This window comes from Streptomyces graminofaciens, from assembly GCF_030294945.1.
Classification (GTDB): domain Bacteria; phylum Actinomycetota; class Actinomycetes; order Streptomycetales; family Streptomycetaceae; genus Streptomyces; species Streptomyces graminofaciens.
Map to the genome: position 1 here is coordinate 2344776 of NZ_AP018448.1, position 15934 is coordinate 2360709.

Below are 15934 nucleotides of genomic sequence, written 5' to 3' on the forward strand. Positions count from 1 at the left end.
TCTGTGAGCAGAACTGCAGCGTCTCATTGCTGCCTCGCGTCCCCACGACCAGCCCGTTTGCGCTTTGCAGTCGCTTGAGTCGCATAGGTACGGTCCCCGCCATGCTGATGACGTTCTTCTCGTCTGCCACCTGGGAGTCCTGGGGGCTATCGAGCCAACCGGTCATCCCGGACCGGATGCCGATCTTGCTTGACGACGACCTCCTCTTCGAGGACTCGGCTGGCCCCCGCGTCACGACCGTGATCAACCGGTGGGCCCAGGAACTCCCGGCGAACGGCTGCCCGGCCCCGAACTCCTGGGAGACCTACGTTCGGGTGGTGCGGGACTGGACGCTCTTCCTGGCCAGCCGGGGCTTCCAACTCTTCGACGGCCGCCGCGAGTTGCGGCGCGGTCTGAGCGCCTACGCGGTACACCGCGCGTGCGGCCCGCTGAAGGAACGGTTCGCCGCATCCACCTGGAACCAGCACATGAGCATCCTGTCCCTGTTCTATGGGTGGGCCGAGGGCGAAGAGCTCACGACCGCGGTGCCGTTCACCTACAAGCAGGCCGTCACGGCGTACGGCGATCAGGTGCGCCTGCAGTCGGTGAACCTCTCCAAGCGGCGGACGCCGAAGCCGCACGTGACGATCAAGTACTTCGAGAAGGACTTCGAGGACCTGTTCCTGAAGGGGCTGGGCGGTCTGCGCCCGGACGGCGCCGAGGACGCCCTCTACCGGGGCCGGACGACGGCACGCAACGTGGCGGTGGGCGGCTATGTCTTGTCCAGCGGGCTGCGGCGGCAGGAATTCACGTACATGTTGGAGTGCGAGGTTCCGCCATTGCCGCCCCGCCGGACAGAGCTACCGATCTGGGTGCCGGTTCCGCCCGGGGTCACGAAGGGCCGGAAGTTCCGCACCACGTGGACGACATACGACCCACTCGCCCGGTTGCACCAGTACTTGCGGCTGCAGCGTGCCGTGGCGGTGGCTCGCTCGTCATGGATACCGCCAGCCAAGTGGGGTTCGCCTCTGGTGGTGACCGAGGCAGACGCGGTCGGTGGCCGGGTCGATGGCGAGCGCGTGCTGTGGGCCGAGTTGACGCCTCGGGAACGCCGGTGTCTGGTCCGGCCGGACGGCGGATCGATGCTGCTGGCCGTGCAGAGTGATGGGAGTCCGTTTCGCGATTGGCCGACGGTCTTCAAGCGGACCTCGGAGCGGATCAGGGATCGATTCGATGCACGGTTCCCGCATACGGCTCCGCACCGATGCCGTCATACGTTCGCGATCAGGACGCTCGAGATGCTGATCGGCGGCTACTACGCCCAGGTCGCGAAGCTCGTCAGGGACACTGACGCGGACGCGGCCCTGGCTCTCTACCTGCGCCAGAACGACCCGGTGATGATCCTGCGTGACCTCCTCGGTCATACCAGCACCCTCACCACGGAGGTGTACCTCCGGCGCCTGGATACCACCCGGATCTACCGCGAGGCATACGAGCGCGCGGGCCACAACCACGGTCTGCTCGCCGAGGCCGAACGCGAGGCCGATGCCGAGTTCGACGACTTCGATGAGGACGATATCTGATGCCCGCGGAGATCCTGGAGAACCCTCTGCGGCTGTTCTGCACATTCACCCGCGGCACCACGTCGACCTTGAACGTCGACGAATCGGTGAACCCCGTGCTGGTCCGCGAGTTGCTGACGGGCCTGGTCTACCTCATGCACCCGCACGGTCCGGGTGACTCGCACCGGACTGCGGAGAAGTACAAGGGGACCATCGACTGGTTCGTCGGCGAACTGGAAAAGCGTGGTCATCGGGGCGGGGTAGCCGAGCTGACCCGCACTGGACTCGCAGCGCTGTGGTGGGAGGCGGGAAATCGACGGGAGTCGGAGAGCCGCCGCATGCTCGCCGCCCTGGACGCCGAGACCTCCGTGCTGGCGCCGGACGTCCGGGAACTTGTCCGAGGGCGTCTGTACAACCGGCACCCGAACAGTGAGCCACTGCCGCCGTACGACGAAGTCGCCTGGGCAGGGCTGACCCGTGCAGCCCGAACGATCGTCAAGGAGTCATGGGCTGCGTACCGGGCGGCCAGAGCAACGGCAGAGGCCGGCCAGGACCCGTACGTGCACGGCTGGACGAGAGAGAACATCTTCTGGCTGATGGTGCACCACGGCCCGGTGACGACACGGGAGTTGGGCGAACGCACCGGTATCTCGCACGAGAAGATGCGCCATCGGATCGGCCGTGACCGTCAGCGCTACTTCGGGGAAGCACGCGAAGCGCTCTTCCCCAGCCCTCGCATCGTCATCGCCTACCAGGTGCTGTTCGGCGTGTACAGCGGCATCGTGCCGGACGGCATCGCCGATCTGGGCGTCGACGGCCTTGACTGGGCCGGCGACGGCGCGGTGCTGGTCCGCTATATCAAGGGCCGTACGTCCGAGGAGAGCATCACGCTGCCGAGCAAGGCTGTGCGGCTGCTGGAGCGCTGGCTTGAGTATGCCGAACTGGCGAGATCGCACTGCCCACCGCGGCTGCGCAACGGGCTGTGGCTGTGGCTCGCCTACACCTCACGTCGCGCGGGCGACGAGGGCCTCGGGCCGTGGAGGTACGGGCGCCCCTACAAGTCCACCACCGTCGACTGGTCCCGGGAATCGGGGGTGGTCGACGCCAACGGGGCGCCGGTCATGGTGCACCGTCACCGGATCCGCACGACGTTCGAGTCCCATCGGGACCGCTCTTCCTGGATCGGCACCCGGCGCTCGACGATCGACCCCAACCACACCCCGGGAGTAGAAGGCGACCACTACCTGTCGTCGATGACCGAGGCCCAGCAGAGCGCGCTGGAAGACATCGTCGAGCAGGCCCAGGGCGATCTGCTCCGCAGGGGGCAACCGCCCATGATGCTGTCGGATGAGCAGGTCGCCGACCTGGCCCGTCAGTTCCCGCAGCTGGTCAGTGAACTGGAATTGGACGATCGGGCGATCGCCGAGCTCGTGGGTGGCCAGCGCGATGTGTTCGTGGCGTCCTGCGCCGATCCCACCGCGGGAGTGCACGGTCCGAAGGGAAAGCCGTGCCCGGCCCGCCCCTGGGTGTGCCTGCTGTGTCCACTCGCCCTGTTCACGCCGCGGCACGCGGCGAACCTCCTGCGCATGAAGGCGTTCTTCGCTCGGCAGTGGCAGCAGATGCCCGCCGCACAGTTCATGACCGTCTTCGGTCACTACGCCCAGCGCATCGAGGAAGTCCTGATCAAGTACGACCCCACGCAGCTCGCTGCGGCCGCCGCCCAGGTCACCGACACCGACGCCGAGATACCGCTCCTGCCCGAGGAGAGCACCCTGTGAGCACCACACCTCTGACCGAGGTCCCGCCGTCCCAAACCGCACCGTCACCCTTCGCCGGGGCTGACATTTGCGGCCTGGCCGGCTTCGTCCTCCCCATCGGGGCGGCCCGTTCGGTCTTCGAGGACGACGTCTGGGTCTTCACCCAGGTCATCGGGATCCCCGCCTACGTGGCGAAGTGCGCCCGGCGTCTGGACTTCTCGGGGATCACCAATGAGCGGTGGAAGACGGTGGCCAAGGAGTACATCGCCGCCCAGATGGCCCCCGGACATGAAGCCGTACGGACGCTGCCGTACGCCAACCGGACGGTCCGCGTCGTCAACAGCCTCTACGGCGAACTGCTGGAACTGGTCCGGTGGCTGAACTGGCTGACCGCTCAGGGGATCACCGAGCTCGGCGAGGTCACCGAACACCACTGCAAGTCCTTCGCCCAGTACCGCGCCACCCACCGCCCCGACGGCAAGAAGACACACGACCGCCCCAGCGTCCGCAGGGCCGTCGAGCTGACGATCATCGGGCTGGCCCGCTACAGCGAATTGTTCACCACCGACCGCTATCGCCCCGGGCTGCGGCCGTTCCCGGGACAGGCCACCAGCAAGCCCAGCGGCAACGCGAACAAGACGCCGCCGGTCGCGGATCCGACGTTCCAGCCGCTCCTGGGTGCAGCCCTCTACCTCGTCCAGACCCTGGCCCCGCCCCTGCTCCGCGAACTTGACGCCAAGCGGCGCTATGTCGCCCATCGGGCAGCGCTGCCCGCAGCACGTATGAATTTGAGCGAACTTGAGGCGGTTATTCGCCGCCATGTCGAAGAACAGCGTCCCTTCGACCGGAACGTCAACTGGGCCAAGGCCCGGAAGTGGATCAGCAAGGACGACCCGTTGGGCCAGGTCAACCTCTACGCCCTCGCCGCAGAAGCCGGCCGGAGGGAGATCAGCCCTTCCACGTTGCTGGCGGTGCGCGACGTCCTGGAAGGCGCGGTGGAGGCCGTTGGGATCGAGGAGCCGTTCTGCCGCGGGGCCAGCGTGGTGGAGCGAGCCGACGGCCAAGGGGAGGTGCCCTGGTCGGGGCCGCTGTCCGAGCGCGGTCTGCGGGCGCTCACCGGCGTGGTGAAGACCGCCTCGCACGTGGTCATCGTGGCGCTTTCCGGTATGCGCCAGAGCGAACTGCGAGAGATGAATGTGGGTTGCCGTGTTCCCCCTATCGAGGCCGGCCCGGGGCTGAAGAGGTACAAGCTGGCGAGCCGGGTCATCAAGGGAAAACCTCTGGGCGGCGTTCCCGATGAATGGGTCGTGATCCGGGAGGCGTATCAGGCGGCGGAGGTTGCCGAGCAACTCCTGGGCCCGGACGCCCAGATCGGTGACCCCCTGCTCACCTCGCCACTCGATAGCGACCGCTTCACGCTGTTCCGCCAGTGGGTCAACGGCGCCGCGGGACAGGCACTGGGGCTGGCTCCGATCCCGGAGGGACAACTCACGACGAGGATGCTCAGGCGCACACTCGCCTTGGAGATCGCCTACCGTCCCGGTGGCCTGCTGGCCGCAAAGGTGCAGCTCAAGCACTTGTCTGTGGTGACAACGGAAGGATATGCGGCCCGTCCGGGCGGGGCACAGGCCAAGTTCCTCGCGGAGGTCAACGCCGAGGAGGCGGAGCGTAACAAGGACCTCGTGCTGGCCGAGTACCGACGCTACCAGCAGGGCGAGATGCCGTCAGGTCCCGGCGCCCGCGATCTGATCAGCTTCTTCGCCAGCGTCGACGGGAAGCTGGCCCGCGCTGCCGCCGAGGACCCCACGGTCGTCGGCAGCGACCAGGAGGTCAGAGCCCTCCTCGCCGAGATCGCCAGCGTCCTACACCTGGGGGTGGCGAACTACTGCTGGTTCATCGACCCCTCCAAGGCGTTGTGCCTGAAGCTGGCCGGCACCCCGAACGCGACGAAGCCGCTGGCGGGCATGTGCGATTCCGCCCGCTGCCCGCAGGCTACCCACCATCCCTGCCACCGCCCGGTGTGGGCCGAGAGCGTGCGGACCAAAAAGGTCTTCATCGGGTCGATCGGCCGCAACCACAAGACCGAAAAGGCCCGACTGCAAGCCGACTTGGATCGGGACGTGAAGGTCCTGGCCTCGATCGACGCCGCCACCGCGTAAGGAGATTCCCCACCTCATGGCTCGAATCAGCGCAGAGACCCGCGCCCGCAACGAGGAGGCCGTCCGGGCCGCGATGGACCGGCTCCTGAAGGGTGACCTCCCGCCCGGTGGCAGCTGCGACTTGAAGACACTGGCCGCCGAAGCCGGCGTGACCCGCACCGCGTTCTACCCGAAGAAGAACCGTGACGGCACCACCCGCCCCGGCCCCTACCAGCACCTCGCCGAAGAGTTCGAGCGGCGACTTCGTACTCTGCAGGAGGCCGGAGAGATCCTCGACCCGCGGATCGCACAGATCGAGCGACTCAAGGCCAAGGTCGCCGAGCTCAAGGAACGCCTGGCTCAGCGGGACGAGACCGTTGCCGAGCTCACAACGTTCAAGGAACTCGCCGTCTCACGCTTGGCCGCACAGCACGACGAGATCGTACGTCTACGGGAACAGGCCACAGCCCTCGGCAACGTCCGCCACCTGCCCGCTGCCCGGCCCGGAACGGCCCCGTACGGATCGTGCAGTTGACACCGCTGTCAGGAGGGTCAGTGACGGGCAAGATCATCCTCTTACGCATTGGGGTTATCCGTCGCCAGCCGACTTCGAATTTCCATAACATGCTCTGCGGCGATGAGAGCTTCGCCTCTCCGCCCCATCTCCGACAATCGCTGGAAAAGGGCGGTCAGTGCGGTGGCAAGGTAAGGCTCATATGTCGCCGGATTATTCACCGCCAACCGGCGGTAGATCTCCACGGCCTGTTCTGCGATGGTAAGCCCTTCGGCACCCGATAGCTCAGCACTGAGATTGGTCAGGGAGGCGGCGAGGTGAGACTCGTACGCAGCCGGGTTATCCTCAACCAACCCACGCTGGATCTTTACCGCTTCCTCCAAGACGGCGAGAGCTTCGGCCCCACGATCCGCTGTAGAGAACCGGATGCCAAGATTGGACAGCGAAACGGCGAGGGTGGCTGCGTACGAGCCCGGGTTAGCCGCTGCCAGCCGGCGGTAGATCTTCACCGCCTGTTCTGCAGCGGCGAACCCTTCGTCCTCCAACTGCGCCTCGCCCAGCCGAAGGCTGAGGTTGGACAGCGACCGGGCGAGGTCGGGCTCGTACGCATCCGGGTTATCCGCCGCCAACCGACGCTGGATATCCACCGCCTCCTGCACGGCGGCGAGAGCTTCGGCCCCACGTCCCAACTCACAGAGACGGTTGCTGAGGTTGGACAGCGAGCGGGCGAGGTCGGGCTCGTACGCATCCGGGTTATCCGCCGCCAACCGACGTCGGATATCCACCGCCTCCTGCTCAGCGGCGGCAGCTTTGGCACGCCGCCCCAATCTCGCTAGCGGGATGCCGAGGTTGGACAGCGCGGAGGCCAGGTAAGGTTCGTATTTGGTCGGGTTATCCTCAACCAACCCACGCTGGATATTTACCGCTTCCTCCAATACGGCGAGAGCTTCGGCCCCACGCCCCACATCCGACAACCTAAGACCAAGAGTGGAGAGTGACAGGGCAAGGTCGGGCTCGTACTCGGACGGGTTATCCGAAACCAAGCGACGCTGGATATCCACCGCCTCCTCGACGGCGGCGAGAGCCTCAGCCCTACGCCCCGCATCCGACAACCGGATGGCAAGGTTGGACAGCGCGGCAGCTAGGTTGGGCTCGTACTGCGCCGGGTCGTCCCGCGCGAGCTGTCGGTCAGCTTCGACGAGGCCGGCGGTGAACCTCAGTGCGAGCAGGGCGGTGACGCGGGACGAGTCAGGCAATGCGGCTGTTGCGGCCTCAACGGTTTGATAGGTGAGCGTGGCTTTGTCCAGGGCAGCGTCGACGGTTTGGAGGAGCTGGCTGCTGTCGATGATGCGGCTGGCGTTGTGGTGCGCGATGGCGGCACGAGCCAGCACTGTGATGAGTTGGACCTGTTGCCTCGATGTGGCCGCTTCGAGGAGAGTGGGCAGGCGAATGCCGCCCCGGGCCAGGGTGCGCGAAGCGTGGTGTTCCGCGATGCGGTCGGGCTGCAAGGAACCCCAGTAGCGGCCGGCATCGGCCGGGTACAGCTTGGAAAGCCAGTACGCGGTGCGGAGCGTCCTGTCGGCGGGCAGGCCCGGAACCGTGTTGATGACTGCGGCAGCCTCCTCCTCGCTGGTGGCCCCGCACATGGCAGCGGCGGCAACGGCTGCGGCCAGGGCGGGGGTAGTCAGGTCCAGCTTGTGAGCGGGGGCTTCGGCGCTCTCCTCCCAGAAACGTTCCTCGTGCAGTAGGAGGATCTCTTCCGCGGGGGCCTCTGGTGCGGAGTCGGCGGGATTGGGGCCACGCTGCAGCAGGGTGACCAGTGCCGTCATCTGCAGGGTAAGGGCGTTGTCGTAGCGAGGATCGCCCAGGTCGTCAGGTGGCTGTAGAGCGGAGGCAAGAGCTTCCCAGTCATACGCGGGAACGGTGCGCACGCGGGGCAACAAACGGGCAAGATCTCGGGCGGCGCGGGTGAAGGCGCTCAGACGTTCATTGGCAGGCTGAGTGCGAGGGATGAGGGGGGCGAGTGGCGTCATGATGGCTGCGGTGAGCAGAGTGCGGACAGCCGGGGCAGCGTTGAGCGCGTCTGTGCGCCACTCGCCGTCGGAGCGGGCGATTAGCAGCAGCCGCACGCGGTGACGGGAGCGGCGCAGCTGGTCCGCGAGGCGGCGGATCAACCGGGGGCGGGTTTCGGCATAGTCGACGACGACCAGCAGGGGCAGGGCCGTGGCTAGCGTGGAGAAGTCGGACGGGGTGTCGTGGTCCACGAGCTCGGAGCGCAGATGCCCGGTGGCCCACCCCTGTTGACTGAGGATGTCGGCTAGGCGGCGGGCCAGGCGGGTCTTGCCCTGGCCACCGGGACCGGTCAAAGCTCGTACCGACAGGGAGACCGACCCTGTCTCGCACCAAGTGCGCAGGTCGGCGAGTTCACTCTCACGGCCGTGGAAGGCCACGACTTCAGCATCTGCGCGCAGCAGAGCGGCCGTTGAGTTTAGATCGCGTTCTGAGGCGGCCGGGGCGAACAGACTGACTGCCTCGGCCGGTTCCAGAACCGGTTCCCAGCCAGTGTGCCGGGTGATCAGTGTGTAGAAGTCCTCGTCGGCCAAGAGGTGGGCAGTGGGAGTGGCAGACAGACGGGTTCCGTCGTCGCTCTGTCGGTCGCGACGGATGACCCCGCACAACAGCTCCTCCCCGAAGGGGTCGTCGCTAAGGACTGCGGCTCCCGATACTCCGGACCAACGGCTGTCGCTCACGGCGGCGGGCAAGGTGGGCACGGTGCTGGAGATTTCGTAGCGGCCGGCGAGGGAACCAGTGCCAGGAAGAATGTGCCCGATGAGCTGTTCATCCAGGCGGCGCCCGTCGCCAGGGGCTTTCTGCATGCGGGGAAACCCGACCAGGGTGACCGGGTGCGGGCGCGTGCCGATCAGGCGGCCGAACCGCTGGGGTGGCCGGGCGAGTAGATCAGTAAGCGACTCAGGCGTATGCCAGCCGTGGCCGTCGTTGACTTCGATCAGCGCGGCATCCACCATGTCATCGTTTCGCTGCCAGCAAACGGCCGCGGGAAACTCTTCGTCTCCCACATCCGGGCGAGACACAGTCACCGCGTCTCGCCCCACCGCGGACATGCCGTCAAGGACATGTGCGGCTGTCAGCACCAGGCGCGGCGCCAGCAGATAGCCAGTGCCGAAGCCTCGCTTATCCTTGCCGGGCTTGCGGACCCGGATTTGAACCCTGCGGTCTAACTCCACCACAGCCCTCGCCCTTCAGATCCCCATAGATGCCGAACTAGGTCGGATCTACTCCTCGTCGCTAACATCGATGTCGCCGCCGCCCGGCTGATGCGGCTGCAACTTCACCGTGACCGTGTGGGTCGCCCGGTCTGCGGTGCTCTTCTTTCCCCCCAAGCTGACAACGCTCCACCTCAGCCCACCGTTCTTCTCGCGGGTGTGCGCCAGCTCCATACCGAGCTCCACCGTGATCTCTCCAAGAGTGAATAGCACCTGCTTCGTGGGGTCGTCCCCAGTACCGGCAGGAGTAGCGATCCGCTTCTGCGCTACGGCGACCTGGTCCCGTAGCAGCGTGATTGCGTCCGCCAGGTCCATCCCATCCTGCTCCGCACGGTCTGCGTCGCTCATCACAGCCCCCTTCTTCTCTCTTCCCTACAGCGGGAACGTATCTGACTGCCTGTCCCAGGGCGAACTGTCAGGAACTCATTCCACTTCTGCCACGCGACAAATACGCTCCGGCCAGTGCCGTCGCCGCACGAGGCTGAACCTAGCCCCAGGTCACACACCCTCGCTTCACGCCGGATGTCTCATGAGACGTGTTGCGCGCGAAGAACAGTCCCAGGCGACACCTTCCTGGGTGCGGAAGCTCTCGTAGAGCTCCTCAAGGAGGAGCAAGCCCGTCGGAGTTTTGACGCGCGACGGAGGGCCGGTCGGGGCGGCGCATGGTTGTTCTCCGTGTTGGTGAGGCGGCAGGGTGGCTACAGCAAGCGGAAGTTAGATCGGGTCCGGACGGGCTGGCGACGAGAGGCGCAGGGCGATCGGAGGCGTGTCACGGCAGGAGGTTTACGCCCATCGAGGACGCGCGATCGGTTGTGATATGCGTCACGTGAGCTGGTTGACGCCGAAGTAAAATGAGACTCATGGCCCGGCTGGTGTATCCGACATCTCTCCCTCGGCTAGCGGGGAGTTAAGCGACACGACCTGCGGGGGACACGGAAAGTGCCGGGATAAAGGTCCCGGCGGCTGGAGCCACGCGCTCACCGTCCTCGGCGCGCGGGACATCGGCCTGGAGTGGGACGAGTGGGCCTGCAAGACCAGGGCCATGGCAGGGCAGTTGACGATCCGGACCGATGTCGCCCGCTATCCGACGTGGATCTTCTCCGGCCGCATCCTCGGGCTGATCGCCTCCCCTCCGTGTCAGGCATGGAGCATGGCGGGCAAGCGCCTCGGTCTGGTCGACCAGCCGCTCGTCCACCAGGCCGTCGCCGACCTCGCGGCCGGACGCGACACCCGTGAGCAGCTGCTCGGCGCGTGCGCGGACGAACGCTCTCTCCTGGCGGCCGAGCCCATGCGCTACCTGCACGCCCTGAACACCGTGGGCGAGCCCGAATGGGTGGCCATGGAAGAGGTCCCCGACGTTCTGCCGTTGTGGAAGCAGTACGCGGCCATCCTGCGCACTTGGGGCTTCTCGGTGTGGGTCGGCATTCTCAACGCCGCTGACTACGGTGTCCCGCAGACCAGGCGGAGGGCGATCTTGCTCGCCTCGCGGGTACGGACCGCCGAGCCCCCACCTCCCACGCATGCACAACTGGCCGAGCCGGAAAGCCTGTTCGGGCCCGGCCGCGCCCGCTGGGTGTCCATGGCGGAGGCTCTGGGCTGGGGCGCCACCGACCGGCCCGTGCCCACTGTGTGCGCGGGCGGCGGACCAGGCGGAGGCCCAGAGCCCTTCCCCTCCGGCTCCCGCAAGACCCTCACCGACGCACGCGCCCGCGGCACCTGGGCACCCCGCCCCGACTCCGAGATCGTCCTGGCCTCCCGGCGAGAGGGCTCCGGCTGGACCGCCCGGCACGGCGCCCGCGACAACCGCCCCGCAGACGCTCCAGCCCCCACGTTCACTGCCGAGGCGCACCGCTGGTCGTGGTCGCTTCGTAGCAACAACCAGACCAACGCCACCATCCGCCGGTCCGACGAACCCGCCGGCACGCTCTTCTTCGGCCACCGAGCCAACGAGTGCACCTGGGTCGCCGAACCCACCGTCGAGGCAGCGGGGTCGGCACCGGAGCCGATCAAGATCACCGCCCGGGAAGCGGGCGTGCTGCAGAGCTTCCCCGCCGGCTATCCGTGGCAAGGCAACAAGGGCCAGATGTTCTCGCAGATCGGCAACGCCGTCCCCCCTCGCCTGGCCGCACACCTGCTCGCCCCGCACCTCAACATGCCCTTCAACCCTGCTGACTTCACCCTCGCCGCCTGATGCCCCACACCCCCGATCCCCATGACGACGACGGCCTCGACCGCGTCCCGGCGCCGAAGCCCGTGCACTACGCCGAGCAGGCCCTGCTCGGCGCCCTCCTCCTCGAGCCTGCGCGTCTGGCCGACACCGAGCCGCTGATCGCCCACCACTTCGACAGCCACACCCACGCCGCGTTGTTCACCGCGATCCGCACGCTCCCGCCGCCCGACCCCGCCGCCCACGCCAAGGACACCGCCTGGCTCAACGCGGTGCTGGACCACGCCCGTCCTCACGCTCGCGGCCTGAGCGCCTCCTACCTCCACGCCCTCATCCAGTTCTGCCCGCAGCCCAAGCACGCTGCGGCATACGCCAGGATGATCCGCGCCGACAACGCCCGCCGGATTCTGCGCGGGCACGCCGAGCGCCTCGCGTCCACCGCAACCGACCCGGGCCTGCCCAACCCGGTAGCCGCGACGCTCGGCCTGGCCGACGACATCGGCCGCGTCCTGGATTCCCTCGCCGAACAGTTCGCCCCGCACCCCGGCTCCTTCCCCCGCACGGCACTCCCCCCGGATGTCCCACGGCAGGCCGGCGAGGAGGACCTCGACGAAGAGCGCCTCCTCCTGGCGACAGCCACCGCCTATCCGGCAGAGGTCCAGCAGATGCGGTGGCTGACCGATGCGGACTTCCTGCTGCCGCTGCACGCCGCGCTCTGGCAGTCCATCACGGCGCTGGTCCACCGCGGCGACATGGTCGACCCGGTCACCGTCCTCGGCGAGGCCCAGCACCGCAGACTGCTCACCGACTCCCTCACCCCCAAAGACCTGATGACCCTGGTCTCCACACCCGCCGGCTCCCCCGAGTACTGGGGCGAGAGAATCCTCCGACGCGCCCTCCTCGCCCGCGCCCGCGCAGTTGCCGACCGGATCACCGCCTACACCGACGACCCCGCGAACACCCCCCACCAGCTCATCACCGGCAGCCGCCGCGCCCTGGCCGAGCTCAACTCCCTGCACACCCGCTGGAACCGCGCCACCACTCCAGCCCCATCGCCCGCCACCCGGCCCTCGGCACGCCCCACCCCGGCCCCCCGAGCCGGTCCGCCCAACCGGCCGGCCTTCACCTCCGCACGCGCCCACCGATGACCTCAACTACCGGACCCGGCCAACCCACCAGCCGGGACCGAACCCGAATCGAGCCCCACCTCCATGTCCGACCACCCGATCGACGCCCACGTCCGCTTCGACACCCACCCCGCCCACACCAGCGCCGTGACCGCCACCCTCACCGGCACCCACCACCGCGCCGCCCAGGCCCTCCTGGCCGCCCGCGGCTTCGAGAACCTCGACGACCACACCATGGTCCTGGCCCGGATCGACCACGAAGAGCCCTACTGGGCCCACCAAACCACCCACGCCCTGCACGCCGAAGGCATCACCACCGAGACCACACCCCGGCTACGTGAAGCCATCGACGAGGAATGGACCTGGGCGAACTACCCCATGCACTGGCTGACCCGCGCTGAGGTACGGGAGGTCTCCAACGCAGCCCAGACCATCTACGACGACATCCGCCACGGCCGGCTCATCATCCACGCCCATGCCCACGACGGCTGGACCACCGTCGCCATCGGCACCTACTTCGACGGAGGGACCGTCGCCCTGCACGGCGAGAACCACCTGCGCTCCATCGCCGACAGATTCGAATCCCCCGCCCAGGCCCTCACCTCCTTCCAACGCCTTCACAGCGACGCCGTACGCCCCGGACCCGCACCCATGACCGACATCGAACAGCAGACCGCCCAGGCACGCACCAGCCCTCCGTTCACCCGACACGGCGCAAACCCCCGCCGCCCCGCACGTCGAGAGGGTCCCCTCCTACGAAGCCGACCCTGGCGGCCACGAAGCCCTGCTCAACGACTTCCTCACGGAGAACAACGACTGGGAGAAGTACCGCACCCGGGAAGACCACACCACCGTCGCCACCCACGAGGCGCTCACCCTGCGGATCCTCTTCGACCACGACGCCACATCCCGTGGCCCGAAGTGGACCATCGCCGCCTACGAAACACCGGTCAGCGACCGCATGTGGCACATGGCAATCACCGCCGCCGCACCTGCCCCCGTCCTGAACACCCTGCTCACGGTTCTCGCCTCCGGAGACGCCTGGGAGACAGCCCTTGGCACCCCCGCCATCGACAAGACCGCCACCGAGGCAACCCGCCCCCTCACCGACGCGGGCTGGACCCACACCATGGACGGACGCTGGCTGCGCTGGCAGAGCAACCAGGAAGACGTCGGCGTGCAGTTCGACGCCTTCGCCGCTCAAACACCCCACACCCACCTCGACAGCTGGACCATCTGGCCGGCCCCACCATCAACCACCCCACCTGGGCCATCCACGCCTCCGCCTACACCCCCGCCGGTATCCTCGCCCACCTCGCTGAAGAACTCGCGCACGGAAGCGGCACCCGCCAGACCCACCCCCATCAAGCAACCCGGCGCAAAGGCCAGATCAACACCACACCCCCGGCCCCGGCCCTTCGCCTCCCGACGAGCCGTCGACGCTGACTGCTGGGTCAGCCCACACGTTGAGATTGCCACGCAGACGCCTCGTAAGGCGCTGCCGACCTGGATTCTGTGGGAACAGCTGACGTGGGGCCGACCCAACCGGCGATCATGACTGCACGGCTTGTATCGACATCGGAGACTGGTCCAACTCGATTCACCTTCATCCTCTGGTGGGCCAGCTCGCGAAGCGAGGAACCGCAAACGCGCTTCCCCGAGTTTCCCTGGCTCAAGCTCACCCACCTCCAGCTCTGGCGGGCGGCCACGATCCTGCGCGAACACCGTGGCGACGGACACCTCGCGGCCCCGCTGGCCACAGACCATGATTCTGCTGAATCCCTGGGGTGCCCAAGACGAATTACGACCGAAGCGAGTCGGCAGCCTCGATGGCGTCCCGTGACGTGGTGTAGCTGATCTTGGCTAGGAAGCACGCCGGGCACATATCAACGGTGATCCCGAGGTCAGAAGCAGGGGTCACCTCCGACGCGAACCCCCGTGCGATGCCTCCACCGGAATCAGCCGCGACGTGCCAGTCAGCAGCTGCCATTCGCGGTCTGGCGCGCCGTGGACGCTGTGCCCCGAGACGCTTGACTCGCGCCTGCCGGTTCGGCCACAGGCATGCTGCGCTTTCGGGCAGCTGTCGAGGACGTGCACTTTCGGCTGAAGCATGGCGTTCGGTACCAATGGCCCGCGCAGGACGGTTTGTTGACTGGATATCAGCGACAGCGCGCAGCCTTTACCATCTCTCTGAGCGTGAACGGCCGCAGGCTCGCCATGAGTGCGGCCTCCGCTCAGGGGTGGGAGGTTATTGTGCCGGTGGTTTTATTCATGGCGTGAGAACGCGCGCGTCCGCGCGGCAGAGCCGTGGGATCGCGCAGCCCGATTCGTTGCTGCGCACCCTGGTGGGTCCGGTGCTGTGCGCGTCGCACGGAACACTGAGTGTGCTCAATCCGTACTGGGGCGACCTGGGTGCGTCGTTCGCCTGGAACAACGCGTCCTATCCGCCCCATGGGGTGGAGAACCTCGGCGACGATGGCACGAACGACTTGGCAGATCACCCACACGTTCTGCACTATGCGCCAATCCTTGCGCTCAGCGCGAGATTGGATGGCCGGACGCGTCCGGGGTGAACGGTCGCGGGAGGCGCCGGGTGTCTCGTTTACGGGGCGGACGCCACCGTTGCTTCGTCGCGTCCGGCGTCAGGCACATGCGTTCCACCGGTGCGGTCGGTGATGCGACCCGCGGTGGTGCTGATCAACTGTCCGACCGAGGCGATGTTGCTCTCGTCCAGTTCACTGGAGAAGGCCAGCGTGGCCACCACGAGATGAGGCTTGCCGTCCCGGTCGAAGACCGGGGCCGCGGCACCGCTCTGGGCGAGGTTGAACTGACGGACGCTCGTACTAAAGCCACGCCTGCGCACTTCGGAGAAGATCCTCTCCAGTACGTCGACATCCACCGCCGTGTGTTCGGTGAACTTCTCGATGACTTTGCTCCGGGCGGTCGCCAGGAAGTCGCCGAAGGGCCGATGTGCGTACATCGCCTGCATGAGTGCGGGGGCGGAGAAGGGGAAGCGGTCGCCGACGTCGACCACAACCCGCACGCCTCGCCGGGGATCCGCCGTCGCGATGACCGTGTATCCCCCCGATCCGTCCTGTTTGGCGGCGAAGACGACGTAACCGAGGCGGTGGCTGAGCCTGTCGATCTCCTCCTGCACCACTGCTGTGACGGAGTCGTCGCTGACCCCGGTCAGAGCCAGCAGTCCAGGTCCGAGCGTCCAGCCGCCACGGGCTTCCAGCTTGTTCGCCCAGCCGGCCTGCTGCAGTGTCGCCAGGATGTTGTAACAAGTCGAGCGATTGAGTTCGAGCTCGTTGACAAGGACGGTCGGCGAAACGGCTCGTGGCAGTTCCGCGGCAAGACGCTCAAGAATGCGGACCGCTGCGCTCACAGCAGGAACCTCGTTAGA

The 15934-nt window shown here is 67.3% G+C and carries 10 protein-coding genes and 2 pseudogenes; 9 read left to right on the forward strand and 3 right to left on the reverse strand.

The window, feature by feature from the left end:
• Positions 1-176: 176 nt before the first annotated feature.
• Genes SGFS_RS10290 through SGFS_RS10305 form a run of 4 tightly spaced genes read left to right on the forward strand, consistent with a single transcriptional unit; the run spans position 177 to position 5971 of the window.
• Positions 177-1562 carry a site-specific integrase gene (locus tag SGFS_RS10290; RefSeq protein WP_286249497.1) on the forward strand — a complete coding sequence of 462 codons (1386 nt, stop codon included), beginning with the start codon at positions 177-179 and terminating at the stop codon, positions 1560-1562.
• Entirely contained in the window at positions 1562-3319 is a 1758-nt protein-coding gene (locus SGFS_RS10295) for a hypothetical protein (RefSeq protein ID WP_286249498.1), read from the forward strand. Before SGFS_RS10290 ends, SGFS_RS10295 begins: the two co-directional genes overlap by 1 nt.
• Positions 3316-5457: a site-specific integrase gene (locus SGFS_RS10300; RefSeq protein ID WP_286249499.1), complete on the forward strand. Its 2142-nt coding sequence runs from the start codon at positions 3316-3318 to the stop codon at positions 5455-5457. Before SGFS_RS10295 ends, SGFS_RS10300 begins: the two co-directional genes overlap by 4 nt.
• A 16-nt stretch (positions 5458-5473) precedes the next feature.
• Positions 5474-5971, forward strand: coding sequence for a hypothetical protein (locus tag SGFS_RS10305; protein WP_286249500.1), 498 nt, complete (start codon positions 5474-5476; stop codon positions 5969-5971).
• A 41-nt stretch (positions 5972-6012) separates the two neighbouring features.
• On the opposite strand, the gene SGFS_RS10310 is transcribed toward SGFS_RS10305, so the two are convergent.
• Together SGFS_RS10310 and SGFS_RS10315 are read right to left on the reverse strand one after the other, a co-directional pair.
• Positions 6013-9198, reverse strand: a complete 3186-nt coding sequence (locus SGFS_RS10310) for a tetratricopeptide repeat protein (protein ID WP_286249501.1) — start codon at positions 9196-9198, stop codon at positions 6013-6015.
• 45 nt (positions 9199-9243) lie between these two features.
• Positions 9244-9582: a trypco2 family protein gene (locus tag SGFS_RS10315; RefSeq protein WP_286249502.1), complete on the reverse strand. Its 339-nt coding sequence runs from the start codon at positions 9580-9582 to the stop codon at positions 9244-9246.
• Between the two features lie 604 nt (positions 9583-10186).
• Here SGFS_RS10315 and SGFS_RS10320 point away from each other — a divergent pair.
• The 5 genes and pseudogenes from SGFS_RS10320 to SGFS_RS10330 form a co-directional block, all read left to right on the forward strand.
• Positions 10187-11425: pseudogene (locus SGFS_RS10320) on the forward strand (DNA cytosine methyltransferase); the annotation flags it as partial.
• Complete coding sequence (locus tag SGFS_RS10325; protein WP_286249503.1) at positions 11425-12549, forward strand: DnaB-like helicase N-terminal domain-containing protein; 1125 nt, start codon at positions 11425-11427, stop codon at positions 12547-12549. The pseudogene SGFS_RS10320 and the gene SGFS_RS10325, both read left to right, overlap by 1 nt.
• Positions 12550-13456: 907 nt before the next feature.
• Entirely contained in the window at positions 13457-14086 is a 630-nt protein-coding gene (locus tag SGFS_RS51370) for a hypothetical protein (RefSeq protein ID WP_350284085.1), read from the forward strand.
• Between the two features lie 107 nt (positions 14087-14193).
• Positions 14194-14313: pseudogene (locus SGFS_RS51800) on the forward strand (helix-turn-helix domain-containing protein); the annotation flags it as partial.
• 491 nt (positions 14314-14804) lie between these two features.
• Positions 14805-15101: a hypothetical protein gene (locus SGFS_RS10330; RefSeq protein ID WP_286249504.1), complete on the forward strand. Its 297-nt coding sequence runs from the start codon at positions 14805-14807 to the stop codon at positions 15099-15101.
• A 29-nt stretch (positions 15102-15130) separates the two neighbouring features.
• On the opposite strand, the gene SGFS_RS10335 is transcribed toward SGFS_RS10330, so the two are convergent.
• The gene (locus SGFS_RS10335) at positions 15131-15916 is read right to left on the reverse strand and encodes an IclR family transcriptional regulator (RefSeq protein WP_286249505.1); all 786 of its coding nucleotides are present in this window, start codon (positions 15914-15916) and stop codon (positions 15131-15133) included.
• Positions 15917-15934 lie beyond the last annotated feature (18 nt).

Coding starts and splice junctions, on each gene's coding strand:
- SGFS_RS10290 (WP_286249497.1), top strand. CDS start 177: ATGCCGATCTTGCTTGACGACGACCTCCTCTTCGAGGACTCGGCTGGC.
- SGFS_RS10295 (WP_286249498.1), top strand. CDS start 1,562: ATGCCCGCGGAGATCCTGGAGAACCCTCTGCGGCTGTTCTGCACATTC.
- SGFS_RS10305 (WP_286249500.1), top strand. CDS start 5,474: ATGGCTCGAATCAGCGCAGAGACCCGCGCCCGCAACGAGGAGGCCGTC.
- SGFS_RS10315 (WP_286249502.1), bottom strand. CDS start 9,582: ATGAGCGACGCAGACCGTGCGGAGCAGGATGGGATGGACCTGGCGGAC.
- SGFS_RS10325 (WP_286249503.1), top strand. CDS start 11,425: ATGCCCCACACCCCCGATCCCCATGACGACGACGGCCTCGACCGCGTC.